The sequence below is a fragment of the gamma proteobacterium symbiont of Lampromicra miyakona genome (genome assembly GCF_059730895.1).
In genome coordinates this window covers 1,264,908-1,278,902 of sequence record NZ_AP035932.1, presented here as the reverse complement: position 1 = coordinate 1,278,902, position 13,995 = coordinate 1,264,908, and the positions used below count along the sequence as shown (strand labels likewise).

The following is a 13,995-nucleotide window of genomic DNA, read 5'->3' as shown; positions in this document are numbered from 1 at the left end:
AGATGACTTCAGACAAAACGAAGTCTGCACCACACCAGGTGATACCCACAAAAAGACATACTGAAAGTGACCTTTATGCCCGTGCTGAGCGGGCTTTTTTTTCGCCCGTTATCCGGTAAGGCTGACCATCTTACGCAAAAGATTGGCCGCTTGTTTGTCCGGCAATGCGAGAATTCCGCTGTAAAGATCTATCGACATCGCGCACATCGTGCTGCGATCCACAGCCGTATCCGCCGGCATATTCAGCTGCTGCAGCTTATCGCCCCACTTGCCATACAGCTTTTCCACCACGCGCTGCAGATCGCGCTGCGCCTGAGGCTGATCCACCGCCAGCTCATCGCCGGTACTGTTTTGCAGCAGTGCCTCGAGCGCTTCACCATCGCGCTGATTAAGCTCCGGCGACAACACCTGTTGCAGATTGACGCCACCGCTGACCTGCGGATAGAGGAAACGGAAGCAGCGCTGCGTATCCTGCTGCTGCAGCGCCTGCATCTCCTGCACCGAAACGCGGATATAGTTGATGATCGCCGCATCGCTGGCGCGCGCCATGCGCTGATTCACCAAATCCATCAGCCAGCCGCGCATATCGCCCAGCGCCTGCTCCGCAGGTACGCCCTCTGCCAGCTTGTGCTGCAGCTCGCGATTGAGCAGTTGCCACAGCGCCGGCTCCTGCACTTTCAGCACGCGATAACCCGGCGCGTCGCTCAGTTGGGTAGCCACCTGCGCCGCCAGCGCCTCGCGCTCCTGACGCGGATGCAGCCAGCTAAACCACAGCAGATTGGCCAGCAGCACAGGCAGCAAAAACAGCAGGACACCCTGCCAGACGCGCAGCGCGGTGGTGCGCAGCAGTATCACGATGATGATCGCCAGCAGCACAAAAGCGGCCAGCGTGAGCGGGAAAAGCGAGAACATGGAGCGACATTAATCCTTGCGAACGTCAATTAAAACCGGACAGCTGGCGCGTTCAATCACTGCTGCGCTTACCGAGCCTTTCAGCAGGCGGTTGAGCGGCGACAGGTGACGACGGCCCATTATAATCATACTGGCGTGCAACGCCTCAGACTGCGCCACAATGGTTTCCGCCGCCTCACCGGCCAGAATCAGCCCGCGTGCCTCAATGCCAGCGCGCAGCAGCGGTGCCAGCGCATGGCGTACCACCATTTCAGCCGTGTTTTGTTCATCCTGCGCCACGACAAAATCGTCCGGGTCTTCCCCGGCGTCGATCTCAATCGGCTGATTGCACGACGAATAAGCCGGATCGACACAGCACAGCACGGTGACCTGCGCCTGTTGCGCCAGCGCCTGTTCAATGGTCAGGGCGATCACTTTTTCCGCCACCGGTGAGTTATCGATGGCCATCAGCAAGGTTTTCATCAGTCGGTTATCCTTCCGCAGCAGTTATTTTGCCAATTTCGCGAATCAGCGCCTCTTTACACTTTATCAGCGCTGTCCGGTAATGCGTTTCCTGGCGGTGAAAACGTGCCGTCGGCACCAGCAGTGAGATCGAGAAGCGCCCGAACAGCGTATCAATCGCGACCGCCATGGTGGAAATGCCCTCCAGCGTTTCGCCGCGATCGATAGCGAGTCCGCTGGCGCGCACCTCCGCAATCAGCGTCAGCAACTGCGGCAGCGTTTTTACCGTCATTTCCGTCAGTTCCGCATAGGCTTCGCCGACCATCACCCGCACATCTTCGTCGCTCTCCAGCGCCAGCAGCGCCCGGCCACCGGACGTACTGTAGAGCGGCAGATTCAGGCCGATGTGGGGCACCACGCGCAGCTCACGCGTCGCCACCACGTAATGGACAATCGCCAGCTGCGTTCCGCTGGCCCGCGCCAGCGATACCGTTTCATTGATTTCCGCCGAGAGTTGTTCGAGGAACGGCCGGACAATTTCCACCACGTCACTGTGCACGCTGGAGATCAGCTTCAGCAACGCCGGACCGAGGCGCAGCCCGCCTGCCCCGCCGCTGCGCACCAGCTGCGCGCTATCCAGCGCCGCCACGATGCGCTGCACCGTCGAGCGCGGCAGATCGACCACCTGCGCAATTTCACCCAGACTCATGCCGCCCGGATGCTCACCGAGCGCATTTAAAATTTTTGCCGCACGCGCAATGACCTGAATGCCACCCGCTTTTTCATCCTCACGGCTTGAGGGAGGTTCTACCATGATACGTTCCTTTTTGGCCTGCCCTACTTTAGCGCGAACGATCGCACTTTTACACCCTGTATCACATTGCAATACACCATATCGAAATGTAAGATGCGAGCTGTATCACATCGCAATACACTGCATCAACTAATAACGAGACACCTGCTATGAATGCCCAGCCCGTCGCGGCACCGGCACCGCATCCTTTTACCCTGCGCCTCGCGCTGGGGCTGGTGGGGGTGCTGATCGCCGCGCTGACCTCCGGATTAAACGATCGCGTTACCGACATCGCGCTGGCCGATATCCGTGCCGCAGTCGGCATTAGCTACGATGACGGCAGCTGGATTATCTCGGCCTATCAGGCAGCGGAAGTCGCCGCGATGATGATTGCGCCGTGGTTCGCCGTCACCTTTTCGCTGCGCCGCTTCGCGCTGGCGGTGTCGGCCGGTTTCATGATGTGCGGTGTCCTGCTGCCCTTTATGCCCACGGCCCCGCTGTTTATTGCGCTGCGCGTGGTGCAGGGACTGTTTGGCGGCGCCCTGCCGCCGCTGCTGATGACGGTGGCGCTGCGCTTTCTGCCACCGCCGATCAAACTTTATGGGCTGAGTGCTTACGCCCTCACCGCCACGTTTGGCCCGAATCTGGCGGCGTCGCTGGCGGCGTTCTGGACCGATGACGTCAGCTGGATGTTTGTGTTCTGGCAGGTGGTGCCGGCCATGCTGATCGCCATGCTGCTGATCGGCTGGGGCCTGCCGCAGGATCCGCTGCGCACTGAGCGATTTAAACAGATTGACCTGTTCGGCATGCTGAGCGGCTGCTCGGGCATGGCGCTGCTGATTCTGGCGCTGACGCAGGGTGAGCGTCTCGACTGGCTCAGCTCGCCGCTGTTTGTCGCCCTATTATTCAGCGCGCTGGCGTTGCTGATTGTGTTCTTTATTAATGAATGGTTTCACCCGCTGCCGCTGTTTAAGTTGCAGATGCTGCGCCGGCGTAATTTGTCGCACGGTTTGCTGGCGCTGGCGGGTGTACTGATTCTGGCGCTGTCCGGTTCGGCGCTGCCGTCGGCCTATTTTGGTCAGGTGGAGGGGTTTCGCACGCTGCAGTTCGCGCCGCTGGCGTTGACCATCGGCCTGCCGCAGTTGCTGATTGCACCGCTGGTCGCCAGCCTGCTGAATATCCGCTGGATTGACTGCCGCTGGGTGCTGAGCGTCGGTGTGCTGCTGCTGGCGACCGCCTGCCTGCTGGGCATGCAGATTACCACCGACTGGGCGCGGCAAAACTTCTGGCTGATGCAGGTCTTGCAGGCGTTTGGTCAGCCGATGGTGATTCTGCCGGTGCTGATGAGCGCCACCAGCGTGGTCGCGCCGCCGGAAGGGCCGTTCGCCTCCGCCATGTTCAATACCGTACGCGGCTTTGCCAGCATTGCCGCCAGCACGCTGGTGGAGTGGTTTATCAGCCATCGTGAGCAGTTTCACTCCAGCGTGCTGGTCGATCAGGCTGCCAGTCGCAGCTGGCTGATGACCGCAGCGGATAGCCAGCAGGCCAGCAGCAGCCTGCCGCTGTTGGCAGACGGCAGCGCCAGCAGCGCGGCCAATCTCAGCGGCTTCGCCACCCTGCTGAAGCATCAGGCGATGGTGCTGAGCCTGAGCGATGCGTATCTGATGCTGATCGCTTTCGCTGTCGGGCTGTTAGTGCTGACGCTGTGCCTGGCGAAACGCGTCTGGCCACCACAAACCCTGGTTCAACCTGTTACCAAAACTCCGGAATAACTGTTATGCACGCTTTTGCTATGAAACGAACAATCCTGCTGAGCGCCCTGCTGCTGGTTTTGCTGGCGATGGCGTTCTGGCTGTGGTCAGCCATGACCAGCAACGACCATCGCACTGATGATGCCTGGGTGAATGCCGACTACACGCTGGTGGCCCCGAAGGTGTCCGGCTATATCGCCCACGTCAACGTGCAGGATAACCAGCGCGTGCGGGCTGGTGACGTGCTGGCGACGCTCGACGACCGCGACTATCGCGTGGCGCTGGAAACCGCGCGGGCCAATCTGCAAGTCAGCGACGCCAAACGGCTGAGCGCGCAGGCGCAGCTCGACCAGCAGCAGTCCACCATTGCCGAGGCCCGCGCCACGCTGGCCGCCAGTCAGGCATCGGCACAGTATGCCGGACAGAGCGCGGCGCGCTACAACCAGCTGTACAAGAGCGGCACCATAGCCGCTGACGATCAGCAGAAAGCCAGCTCAACCCAGCGTTCCGCCGCCGCCACGGTGCGCCAGAGCGCAGCAGCGCTGGCGGCGGCCCAACAGCAGGTGAAGGTGCTTGAGGCCGCGCTGCGTCAGGCGGAGGCTGATGTCGCGGCGGCGCAGGCCAGCGTCGACCAGGCCGGGCTGAATCTCTCTTATACGCGTATTATTGCGCCGGTGGATGGCATGGTGGGTCAGCGTTCGGTGCGCGTGGGAGCCTGGGTCAGCGCGGGTACGCGTCTGCTGGCCGTGGTGCCGCTACAGCAGACTTACATCACCGCCAATTATCTGGAGACGCAGCTGGCGGATGTGCGCCCGGGCCAGAAAGTGGTAGTGAAGATTGATGCATTGCCCGGCAAGATCTTCACCGGTCACGTTGACAGTATCGCCCCCGCTACCGGCGCCACGTTTTCCGCGATTGCCCCCGATAACGCCACCGGCAACTACACTAAAGTGGTTCAGCGATTGCCGGTGAAAATTGTGCTGGATCCGCATCAAAGCGATCTGGCGCAATTACGTGTCGGCATGTCGGCGATTCCGCAGATTGAGACCCGATGAAAATGTGAGCAACTTCTCAGAAGTGACCTATTTATTTTCGGATCGATTCCGCGTAAATTAGCGCTCGATCCTGTTTCGGGGCAGCCCGAAGCGACCTGAGTAGAAAGCGTGTAGCGATGATGAACTCCACCTTTCTCTTATTCTGTTCGGGTTACGCTGGTTTGGGATCGCCATCATTGTAACCGCTCAGAGGAGTTGTTTTGTGAAATACGCCTTGATGGGAATCTCTTTCTTCGTCTTACTTTGGGTCGGCACCTTCGTGCTGATGCTGTAAAGACGCCAGCCGGGGCGACCGCTCAGTCGCCCCGATTTGTAGTTACTCTGCTTCTTCCACCGCTTTTACCGTTCCCGGCAAAATACCGTCGGCGCGGAACATCGCTTTAATGCCACGCACCGCCTGACGAATACGATCGCTGTTTTCAATCAGGGCAAAACGCACGTGGGTATCGCCGTAATCACCAAAGCCAATGCCCGGCGAGACGCACACTTTCGCCTCCTGCAGCAGCCGTTTGGCGAATTCGAGCGAGCCTAAATGCGCGTAATGGTCAGGGATTTTCGCCCAGACGTACATGGACGCTTTCGGCAGATCGACCATCCAGCCCGCTTCATGCAGCCCTTTCACCAGTACATCGCGCCGGCGTTTATACTGCTCGGCGATATCGCGCACGCACTGCTGATCGCCCTCCAGTGCCGCAATCGCCGCCACCTGCAGCGGTGTGAAGGTGCCGTAGTCGTGATAGCTTTTGATGCGTGCCAGTGCCGCCACCAGCTCTTTGTTGCCGACCATAAAGCCGATGCGCCAGCCTGCCATGTTGTAGCTTTTTGACAGGGTAAAGAATTCCACCGCCACATCGCGCGCGCCCGGCACCTGCATGATTGACGGCGCTTTCCAGCCGTCATAGGTGATGTCGGCGTAGGCCAGATCGTGGATGACCAGCACGTTGTACTGTTTCGCCAGCGCGATGACGCGCTCGAAGAAGTCCAGCTCCACGCACTGCGATGTCGGGTTGGACGGAAAGCCGAGGATCATCATCTTCGGTTTCGGGTAGCTTTCGCGGATGGCGCGTTCCAGCTCATTGAAGAAATCGACGCCCGCGACCAGCGGCACCGAGCGCACCTGCGCGCCGGCGATCACCGCACCGTAGATGTGAATCGGGTAGCTGGGATTGGGCACCAGCACGGTGTCGCCGTGATCGAGCGTCGCCAGCATCAGGTGCGCCAGGCCCTCTTTCGAGCCGATGGTAACGATGGCTTCAGATTCCGGATCGATATCCACCTGGTAACGCTCGGCGTACCAGCGCGAAATGGCGCGGCGCAGGCGCGGAATCCCTTTGGAGGTAGAGTAGCCGTGCGTGTCTTCACGCTGTGCCACCTGACAGAGCTTTTCCACGATGTGCGGCGGTGTCGCGCCATCGGGGTTGCCCATGGAGAAATCGATGATGTCTTCGCCGCGCCGGCGCGCAGCCATCTTCAATTCAGCCGTGATGTTAAATACATAGGGGGGCAGACGTTCAATACGCGAGAAACGACGGGGTGTGCTGTTATCAGCCATGATGTCCTCTGGATTACGTTAGCGCCCGGACCGTCCGAGCGACGCTGGTCACTGCCGTGACCGAAACAAGAACATAACGCGCTGATAACAATATTGTCGAGGGGGGACGGCAAATTTTCTTAGCCCATTTCGTTTAAGCGCCCAAACACCCAATCGTTTACCCACTGACCGTTGAGCCGGTAATTATCGCGTAGCGTGCCTTCCAGCGCGAAACCGTTCTTTTCCAGAATGCGCCGCGACGGCCAGTTGCCCTCAATCACCAGCGCTTTGAGTTTGTGGAAGTCGGCCTGCAGCAGGAATGTGCACAATGCCTGCAACGCTTCGCTGCCATAGCCCTGACCGGTACAGGCGTGGCGCAGCATGTAACCCACTTCGGCCTGACGATACGGATGCCACTCGGCGCTACAGCCAAACAGGCCAATCGCTTCACCGCTGTCGCGCAGACGTGCCACCAGGCATAGCATGTGAAAACTGCTGGGTTGCCACGGTGCCAGCCGCTCGTTAAAGCGCTGGCGGATGTCGTTTTCATCGGGGATCTCGCTCACCCAGGTCATGGTCGCGGCGTCTTCATGTACCGCTTTGAAAATCTGCCAGTCTTCCGGCTGTAACCGGCTGAGGGACAAACGAGGGGTGAGTAATTGCATGGCCACGCTCCGCTGTTGTGCTTACGGCAACATAGCAAACCGCATCCGTGACAACCAGTGAACGCTGCACGCTTTGAGCAATCCTCTTTTTAGCACTCAGGATTTCCTCTTTTCAGGTTTCATAGCGGATAATCTGCCTTGCTTCCCTTCAGGGTCGGATGTTACGGGCGGATCTGGTCGCCATAAATGGCGCCCCTGCGGTGCGTCAGCGGCCCATTTTACAGGGCTGACATTCATGCGCACCGGCAGCGCGCACCTTAAAAATTGATCCAGGCTATGAGAAACGTCTGCAGCTTGCCGGGACGCTGGCGGATCGCGATCACATTTTTTATCATGTCCGCAACCTTGCCTGCTCCGGAGAACACCGTGCCTTCCCATTTCGACATGCTGCTGGCGGTGTTTGACCGCGCCGCGCTGATGCTGATCTGCCTGTTCTTCCTGACCCGCACCCGCGTATTTCGTCAGCTACTGCAAAAAGATGAGCACTCAATCGGCGAAAAAGCCGTGGTGACCGCCATCTTCTCGCTGTTTGCGCTGTTCAGCACCTGGTCCGGCATCAACGTTGACGGCTCACTGCTCAACGTCCGGGTGATTGCGGTCATGGCAGGCGGCATTCTGTTCGGGCCGTGGGTCGGCATTGCAACCGGCGTGATTGCCGGCGTGCACCGCTTCCTTATTGATATCGACGGCATCACCTCGGTGCCCTGTCTGATTACCAGCATTGTCGCCGGTATCGCCGCCGGCGCCATCAACCGCTTCGTCAGCAAAGAGCAGCGCTGGCGCGCTGGCATCCTCGGCGGCATGCTGTGTGAAAGCCTGACCATGCTGCTGATCGTGCTGTGGGCGAAACCGATGTCACTCGGTTTAACCATCGTGTCGGAAATTGCGCTGCCGATGATTCTCGGCGCGTCGAGCATTGGTTTGATTGTGCTGCTGGTGCAGAGCGTCGAAGGGGAAAAAGAGGCGATTGCCGCGCGTCAGGCCAAGCTGGCGCTGGAGATTGCCAACAAAACCCTGCCGCTGTTTCGTCAGGTTAATAGCGACTCGCTGCGCAAAGTGTGCGCCATCATTCGCAGCGACATCCATGCCGATGCGGTGGCGATCACTAACACCAAACAGATTCTGGCTTACGTCGGCTACGGCGAGCAGAACTACCACAACGGCGACGACGGCATCAGTCCGACCACCGCGCAGGCGATCGCCAGCGGAAAAATTATCATTAAGAATAACGATGAGGCACACCGCACCAAAGACATTCACTCAATGCTGGTGATTCCCCTTTGGGAAAAAGGGGAAGTGACCGGCACGCTGAAAATCTACTATCGCCGCGCCCATCGTATTACTGGTTCACTGAAAGAGATGGCGGTCGGTCTGTCGCAAATCATCTCGACGCAGCTGGAAGTCTCGCGTGCCGAGCAGTTACGCGAGATGGCCAATAAAGCGGAACTGCGCGCGCTGCAAAGCAAAATCAACCCGCACTTCCTGTTTAACGCGCTGAATGCCATTTCCTCATCGATTCGCCTCAATCCGGACACAGCGCGCCAGCTGGTGATTAATCTGTCGCGCTACCTGCGTTACAACCTGGAACTCAATGACGATGAACCCATCGACATCAAAAAAGAGCTGTGGCAGGTGAAAGATTACATCGCCATTGAACAGGCGCGGTTTGGCGACAAGCTGTCGATGATTTACGACATCGATGAGGATCTGCACTTTTCGCTGCCCAGCCTGCTGATCCAGCCGCTGGTGGAGAATGCCATCGTGCACGGTATTCAGCCCTGTCGCGGCAAAGGCGTGGTCACGCTAAGCGTGAAAGATCTGGGCGATCGCGTGCGCGTGGCGGTGCGCGATACCGGTGCCGGCATCAGCGAAGAGGTGGTCAGCCGGGTAGCGCGCAACGAAATGCCGGGCAACAAAATTGGCCTGCTGAATGTGCATCACCGGGTGAAACTGCTGTCCGGCCACGGCTTAACCATCACCCGTCATCAGCCCGGTACGGAAATCGCCTTTACCCTCAGCAAAAGTGGTCAGCGGCTGTCCGGCCCGCTCACCCCGTTAGCGGAAACCTCAGCGTGAAAGCCATTATTGTCGAAGACGAATTCCTGGCGCAGCAGGAGCTAAGCTGGATGATCCAGCAGCATAGCCAGATCAGCATCGAAGCCTGCTTTGATGATGGGCTGGAAGTGCTGAAGTATCTGCAGACTCATCGGGTGGACGTGATTTTTCTCGATATCAACATCCCGTCACTGGACGGCATGTTGCTGGCGCAGAACATCAACCAGTTTATCCATAAGCCGCTGATTGTGTTTATCACCGCGTGGAAAGAGCACGCGGTCGAGGCCTTCGAACTGCAGGCGTTTGACTACATCCTCAAGCCTTATCACGAGTCGCGCATCATCACCATGCTGAACAAGCTGGAGGCCAGTGCACAACAGCAGCAGGCGCAGCAGCACAATCCGGCAGCCAGCGCGCCGCAAACGGTGAATTTAGTTAAAGATGAGCGCATTATCGTGACCGATATCAACGATATCTATTACGTTGAAGCGCATGAAAAGCTGACCTTTGTCTACACGCGGCGCGAAGCCTATGTGATGTCGATGGCGATCAGCGAGTTTTGCAGCCGTTTGCCTGAGTCGATGTTCTTTCGCTGCCACCGTTCGTACTGCGTGAATCTGAGCAAGATTGGCGAGATCGAACCGTGGTTTAACAACACCTATCTGGTGAAGCTGCGCGATATGGATGCGCAGGTGCCGGTGAGTCGCAGCAAGGTAAAGGCGTTTCGCCAGCTGATGCATCTTTGAAGGCGAACGGCACGGGAAGCCGTTCGCCCGTCAGATTACAGCACGCGCCCCAGCGCCTGGCGCAGATGGGCACCGGCGCCAAGCAGGCCCGGCTGGTCGTGAGTAATCATGTAGACCGGGATATCAACGAGGTAATCGCGGAAGCGGCCTTTGTCTTCAAACGCCGCACGGAAACCGGACGCTTTAAAGAACTCGAGGAAGCGCGGCACGATGCCACCAGCAATATAGACGCCGCCAAAGGTGCCGAGGTTCAGCGCCAGGTTGCCGCCAAACCGTCCCATGATGACGCAGAACAGCGTCAGCGCGCGGCGGCAGTCAATACAGCTATCCTGCAGTGCCCGCTCGGTGACATCTTTTGGCTTGAGGTTTTCCGGCTCGCGCTGATCGGATTTCACAATCGCCCGATACAGGTTAACCAGTCCGGAACCCGACAGCACGCGCTCGGCAGAAACGTGACCCAGTTCGGCGCGCAGCACTTCGAGAATCGCATCCTCTTCTTCACTGTTTGGCGCGAAGTCAACGTGACCGCCCTCACCCGGCAGGCTGACCCAGCGCTTATCAACGTGCACCAGATGGCTGACGCCGAGCCCGGTGCCAGCACCGTAGATGGCAATCGGTTTATCCTGCACCGGCGATTTGCCGCCGAACTGCAGGACGTCCTGCGCCGTCAGCATCGGAATCGCCATGGAAACCGCGGTGAAATCGTTAATGATTTCCAGCGTAGTAAAGCCCAGACTTTCCTTCATCTGACGCGTTGAGAAGGCCCAGTCATGGTTGGTCATCTCCACCCAGTCGCCGGTGATCGGACAGGCGATGGCGATGCAGCCGTCGGTAATGTCCTGTTTTTGCTCATCCAGATAGTGACGGATAACTGCTTCAAGGTTGTCGTAGTCTGATGTTGAGAATGTTTTGGCCTGGGAGATGGCGCCGGTCTCCACCTCACACAAGGCGAGACGAGCGTTAGTGCCGCCCACATCGCCGACCAGGGCGTATTTTGTCATTCTTCTGCTGCTCCGCTTGGGTCATAAACAAGTGCAGGACACTATAAAAGCCTGCCAATAAAACAACAACGCTCACCTTGCACGATGAGCGTTGGTCATTCAGTGCGACGCACAGCCTGACTGTCGCCAGCCCAACTGTACAGAGGCAACTGTCCTAAACTTTGTGGCTATTGCGCTGGTGCAGCGCCGCCGTGACGGTGCGCAGCAGCGGCGGCAAATCCTGTTTCTCCATCACCACTTCAATCAGTGACAGGCAACGCGCCTGGCTGAGCAGCGCCATCACGGCGTCGAGCTGCGCCGTTTCACTGATGCGCCAGCTCTGAGCCGCACAATTCAGGCTCATCGCCTGCGGCAGCGCGGTCCAGTTCCACTGCGCGATGTCGTTGTAGCGCTGTTCCGCTCCATGGATCGCGCGTTCGACAGTGTATCCCTCATTATTCAGCAGAAAAATGATCGGGCTTAAGCCGTCGCGCTGGATCGATCCCAGTTCCTGAATGGTCAGCTGCGCCGATCCATCGCCGATGATCAGAATGACGCGGCGGTCAGGCTGCGCCGTCTGGGCACCAAAGGTGGCGGGTAAAGTATAGCCAATGGAACCCCATAAAGGTTGTACCAGCAGCTGCGCATCATGCGGTAAACGCAGCGCGGCAGCGCCAAACGCCGCCGTGCCCTGATCGGCAAGGATAATATCACCGGGCTGCAGGAAACGCTGCATCGCCTGCCAGAAAGCCTGCTGACTGATTACGGCGGCAGCAGCGGGCGGTGCATCGTCCGGCATGTCGGCCTCGCCCGTGGCCCAGTGCGCGCAGTGGCGCTGATAAACCGGCAGCAGCGCGGCCAGCGCCTGCGCCATGCTCAGCGGTGCGAAGGTTTCTCCGGCGACGCTGGCATGAAACGGCTGCAGATCAATCACCCGCTGCGCCGACAGCTGCTGGGTAAACCCGGCGGTCAGGGTGTCGGTAAAACGCACGCCGACGCACAGGGTGACATCGGTGTCTTCAATTGCCGCACGCACGGTTTCGCGGCTGCCGCTGGCGGCGTAGGTGCCGACGAAGCCCGGTTGCTGCTCATCCAGCACGCCCTTGCCCATCAGTAGCGTGGCTGCCGGAATGGCGCGCAGCGCACGCAACTCAGCCAGCGGTGCCTGCAGCTGCCAGCGGGCAGCGAGAAAATCGGCCAGCAGCGCCACGCGCTGCGCCGGTGCCAGCAGGCGCTCCGCCGCTGCGGCAAACGCCTGCGCCACGTCGCGGTTTTCAGCCGGTACCGGGCTGGCGCTGGCTGACGGCAGCGTTACCGTGGCGGCGGCGACATCCACCGCCAGCAGCAGATAGCCCGGACGGTGCTGCTGCAGCGCGCCAGCGATGACCCGATCAATTTCAGCCACGGCGTTGTCGGCGCTCAGCACCGCGCTGGCGGCACTGACTTCCTGGGCCATGCGCAGAAAATGGCCAAAATCGCCGTCGCCGAGCGAATGATGCACGCAGTCGCCCTGCTGCTGGGCGTGGCTGGCGGGAGCGCCGACGATGTGAATCACCGGCACATATTCGGCGTAGCTGCCGGCGATGCCGTTAATCGCGCTGAGTTCACCGACGCCAAAGGTGGTCAGCAGCGCGGCCGCGCCGTTGCAGCGACCGTAACCATCGGCCGCATAGGCGGCATTCAGTTCATTAGCGCAGCCAACCCAGGTAATGCCGGGATGGTCAATGACGCTGTCGAGAAATTGCAGGTTGTAGTCGCCGGGTACGCCGAACAGATGGCGGATACCCGCCTGGTGCAAACGATGCAGTAAATAGTCGCCAACGTTAAGAGTGTTCATCGACCGCTCCTGTGAGGGGGAATGATCAGGAGTATTAGCGATGTGGCTGAACTGGCGAGATTTTCACCATCATCGCGCTGTCATGCATGGCAAGCATTCGTTACGACGACAGAAAATTCTGTAAGTTGCGATCTTTGCCGCGTTACGGCGCAGTGTAAACGCATACACTGCTATGCTGATGCCACTTTCTCCCACCTGAGACAGGAACGCTGCATGAGTACTTTTCCCCACGCCGAACGTTATCACCAGATGCAGTATCGCCGCAGCGGCCGCAGCGGCCTGAAGCTGCCGGCGATTTCGCTGGGTCTATGGCACAACTTTGGCGACAGCACGCGCGTCGACAACAGCCGCGCGCTGCTGCGTCACGCGTTCGATCGCGGTATAACCCATTTTGATCTGGCCAATAACTACGGGCCGCCGCCCGGTTCTGCGGAGAGCAACTTTGGCCGCATTCTGCGCGAAGATTTTAACGGCCTGCGCGACGAGCTGGTGATCTCCACCAAAGCGGGTTACACCATGTGGGACGGTCCGTACGGCGACTGGGGCTCACGCAAGTACCTGATTTCCAGCCTTGATCAAAGCCTGAAGCGCATGGGGCTGGAGTACGTGGATATCTTTTATCACCATCGTCCGGATCCGGAAACGCCGCTGGAAGAGACCATGCGCGCGCTCGATCAGGTGGTGCGTCAGGGTAAAGCGCTATACGCGGCGATTTCGAACTACCCGGCGGATAAAGCCGCCGCCGCTATCGCCATGCTGCGCGATCTCGGCACCCCCTGCCTGATCCACCAGCCGCGCTATTCGATGTTCGAACGCACGCCGGAACAGGGTCTGCTGGATGTGCTGGGTGACAATGGCGTCGGCTGTATTGCTTTCTCGCCGCTGGCAGGGGGCGTGCTGACCGACCGCTATCTGCAGGGCATTCCGCAGGATTCGCGCATCGCCAGCGGCAGCAAATTCCTCAACGAAAACCAGCTAACGCCAGAGAAGATGGCGAAGGTGCAGCAGCTGCAGGCGCTGGCGCAGCAGCGCGGTCAAAAGCTGGCGCAAATGGCGCTGCGCTGGGTGCTGCGCGACACGCGCGTCACGTCGGTGCTGATTGGCGCCAGTAAAACCGCGCAGATTGATGATGCCGTCGACATGCTGAGCCAGCCTGAATTAACGGCGGACGAGATCGCCGCCATTGAGCAAATTCTGGTGTAACCGTTTACCCGCCCGGACTTTTCCGG

13 protein-coding genes are annotated in these 13,995 nt (G+C 59.3%); 6 read left to right on the top strand and 7 right to left on the bottom strand.

Features of this window, described 5'->3' with window-relative positions; all coding sequences use genetic code 11:
• Window positions 1-108: 108 nt before the first annotated feature.
• From AC6I8P_RS05860 to AC6I8P_RS05850, 3 genes are read right to left on the bottom strand one after another with little or no spacing between them, the layout of a single operon-like run.
• Entirely contained in the window at window positions 109-912 is an 804-nt protein-coding gene (locus AC6I8P_RS05860) for a hypothetical protein (protein ID WP_150361605.1), read from the bottom strand.
• Window positions 913-921: 9 nt separating this feature from the next.
• The gene (locus AC6I8P_RS05855; RefSeq protein WP_021509103.1) at window positions 922-1,374 is read right to left on the bottom strand and encodes a universal stress protein; all 453 of its coding nucleotides are present in this window, start codon (window positions 1,372-1,374) and stop codon (window positions 922-924) included.
• 7 nt (window positions 1,375-1,381) lie between these two features.
• A complete protein-coding gene (locus AC6I8P_RS05850) occupies window positions 1,382-2,167 on the bottom strand; it encodes an IclR family transcriptional regulator (RefSeq protein ID WP_058776553.1) in 786 nt (261 codons plus the stop codon).
• 149 nt (window positions 2,168-2,316) lie between these two features.
• On the opposite strand from AC6I8P_RS05850, the gene AC6I8P_RS05845 reads away from it, so the two are divergent.
• The 3 genes from AC6I8P_RS05845 (at window position 2,317) to ypdK (ending at window position 5,226) form a co-directional block, all read left to right on the top strand.
• Window positions 2,317-3,918 (top strand): MFS transporter, encoded by a 1,602-nt coding sequence (locus AC6I8P_RS05845; RefSeq protein ID WP_498008091.1) that lies wholly within the window; start codon window positions 2,317-2,319, stop codon window positions 3,916-3,918.
• A gap of 5 nt (window positions 3,919-3,923) precedes the next feature.
• A complete protein-coding gene (locus tag AC6I8P_RS05840; protein ID WP_278427082.1) occupies window positions 3,924-4,952 on the top strand; it encodes an HlyD family secretion protein in 1,029 nt (342 codons plus the stop codon).
• Window positions 4,953-5,154: 202 nt separating this feature from the next.
• Window positions 5,155-5,226, top strand: coding sequence for a membrane protein YpdK (ypdK, locus tag AC6I8P_RS05835; protein WP_006120362.1), 72 nt, complete (start codon window positions 5,155-5,157; stop codon window positions 5,224-5,226).
• Between the two features lie 42 nt (window positions 5,227-5,268).
• On the opposite strand, the gene alaC is transcribed toward ypdK, so the two are convergent.
• Window positions 5,269-6,504 (bottom strand): alanine transaminase, encoded by a 1,236-nt coding sequence (gene alaC / locus AC6I8P_RS05830; RefSeq protein WP_059012156.1) that lies wholly within the window; start codon window positions 6,502-6,504, stop codon window positions 5,269-5,271.
• A gap of 119 nt (window positions 6,505-6,623) precedes the next feature.
• Window positions 6,624-7,148, bottom strand: a complete 525-nt coding sequence (locus AC6I8P_RS05825) for a GNAT family N-acetyltransferase (RefSeq protein ID WP_059012158.1) — start codon at window positions 7,146-7,148, stop codon at window positions 6,624-6,626.
• Between the two features lie 384 nt (window positions 7,149-7,532).
• Here AC6I8P_RS05825 and AC6I8P_RS05820 point away from each other — a divergent pair, with 384 nt between their 5' ends.
• Together AC6I8P_RS05820 and AC6I8P_RS05815 are read left to right on the top strand one after the other, a co-directional pair.
• Window positions 7,533-9,224: a sensor histidine kinase gene (locus AC6I8P_RS05820; RefSeq protein WP_058781787.1), complete on the top strand. Its 1,692-nt coding sequence runs from the start codon at window positions 7,533-7,535 to the stop codon at window positions 9,222-9,224.
• Entirely contained in the window at window positions 9,221-9,949 is a 729-nt protein-coding gene (locus AC6I8P_RS05815) for a LytR/AlgR family response regulator transcription factor (RefSeq protein WP_021508252.1), read from the top strand. The genes AC6I8P_RS05820 and AC6I8P_RS05815 overlap by 4 nt, the downstream gene beginning before the upstream one ends.
• 35 nt (window positions 9,950-9,984) lie before the next feature.
• Here the strand turns inward: AC6I8P_RS05815 and glk are convergent, their stop codons facing one another.
• Together glk and AC6I8P_RS05805 are read right to left on the bottom strand one after the other, a co-directional pair.
• Complete coding sequence (gene glk / locus AC6I8P_RS05810) at window positions 9,985-10,950, bottom strand: glucokinase (protein WP_058781785.1); 966 nt, start codon at window positions 10,948-10,950, stop codon at window positions 9,985-9,987.
• Window positions 10,951-11,104: 154 nt separating this feature from the next.
• On the bottom strand, window positions 11,105-12,766 hold the full coding sequence (locus AC6I8P_RS05805; RefSeq protein ID WP_058770803.1) for an alpha-keto acid decarboxylase family protein: 1,662 nt from the start codon (window positions 12,764-12,766) through the stop codon (window positions 11,105-11,107).
• Between the two features lie 213 nt (window positions 12,767-12,979).
• On the opposite strand from AC6I8P_RS05805, the gene mgrA reads away from it, so the two are divergent.
• Window positions 12,980-13,969, top strand: a complete 990-nt coding sequence (gene mgrA, locus AC6I8P_RS05800; RefSeq protein ID WP_498031049.1) for an L-glyceraldehyde 3-phosphate reductase — start codon at window positions 12,980-12,982, stop codon at window positions 13,967-13,969.
• Window positions 13,970-13,995: the final 26 nt, after the last annotated feature.

What these genes read in the sequence shown, in the direction of transcription:
- AC6I8P_RS05860 (WP_150361605.1), bottom strand. Translation starts at nt 912, where the DNA reads ATGTTCTCGCTTTTCCCGCTCACGCTGGCCGCTTTTGTGCTGCTGGCG.
- AC6I8P_RS05855 (WP_021509103.1), bottom strand. Translation starts at nt 1,374, where the DNA reads ATGAAAACCTTGCTGATGGCCATCGATAACTCACCGGTGGCGGAAAAA.
- AC6I8P_RS05850 (WP_058776553.1), bottom strand. Translation starts at nt 2,167, where the DNA reads ATGGTAGAACCTCCCTCAAGCCGTGAGGATGAAAAAGCGGGTGGCATT.
- AC6I8P_RS05845 (WP_498008091.1), top strand. Translation starts at nt 2,317, where the DNA reads ATGAATGCCCAGCCCGTCGCGGCACCGGCACCGCATCCTTTTACCCTG.
- AC6I8P_RS05840 (WP_278427082.1), top strand. Translation starts at nt 3,924, where the DNA reads ATGCACGCTTTTGCTATGAAACGAACAATCCTGCTGAGCGCCCTGCTG.
- alaC (WP_059012156.1), bottom strand. Translation starts at nt 6,504, where the DNA reads ATGGCTGATAACAGCACACCCCGTCGTTTCTCGCGTATTGAACGTCTG.
- AC6I8P_RS05825 (WP_059012158.1), bottom strand. Translation starts at nt 7,148, where the DNA reads ATGCAATTACTCACCCCTCGTTTGTCCCTCAGCCGGTTACAGCCGGAA.
- AC6I8P_RS05820 (WP_058781787.1), top strand. Translation starts at nt 7,533, where the DNA reads ATGCTGCTGGCGGTGTTTGACCGCGCCGCGCTGATGCTGATCTGCCTG.
- glk (WP_058781785.1), bottom strand. Translation starts at nt 10,950, where the DNA reads ATGACAAAATACGCCCTGGTCGGCGATGTGGGCGGCACTAACGCTCGT.
- AC6I8P_RS05805 (WP_058770803.1), bottom strand. Translation starts at nt 12,766, where the DNA reads ATGAACACTCTTAACGTTGGCGACTATTTACTGCATCGTTTGCACCAG.
- mgrA (WP_498031049.1), top strand. Translation starts at nt 12,980, where the DNA reads ATGAGTACTTTTCCCCACGCCGAACGTTATCACCAGATGCAGTATCGC.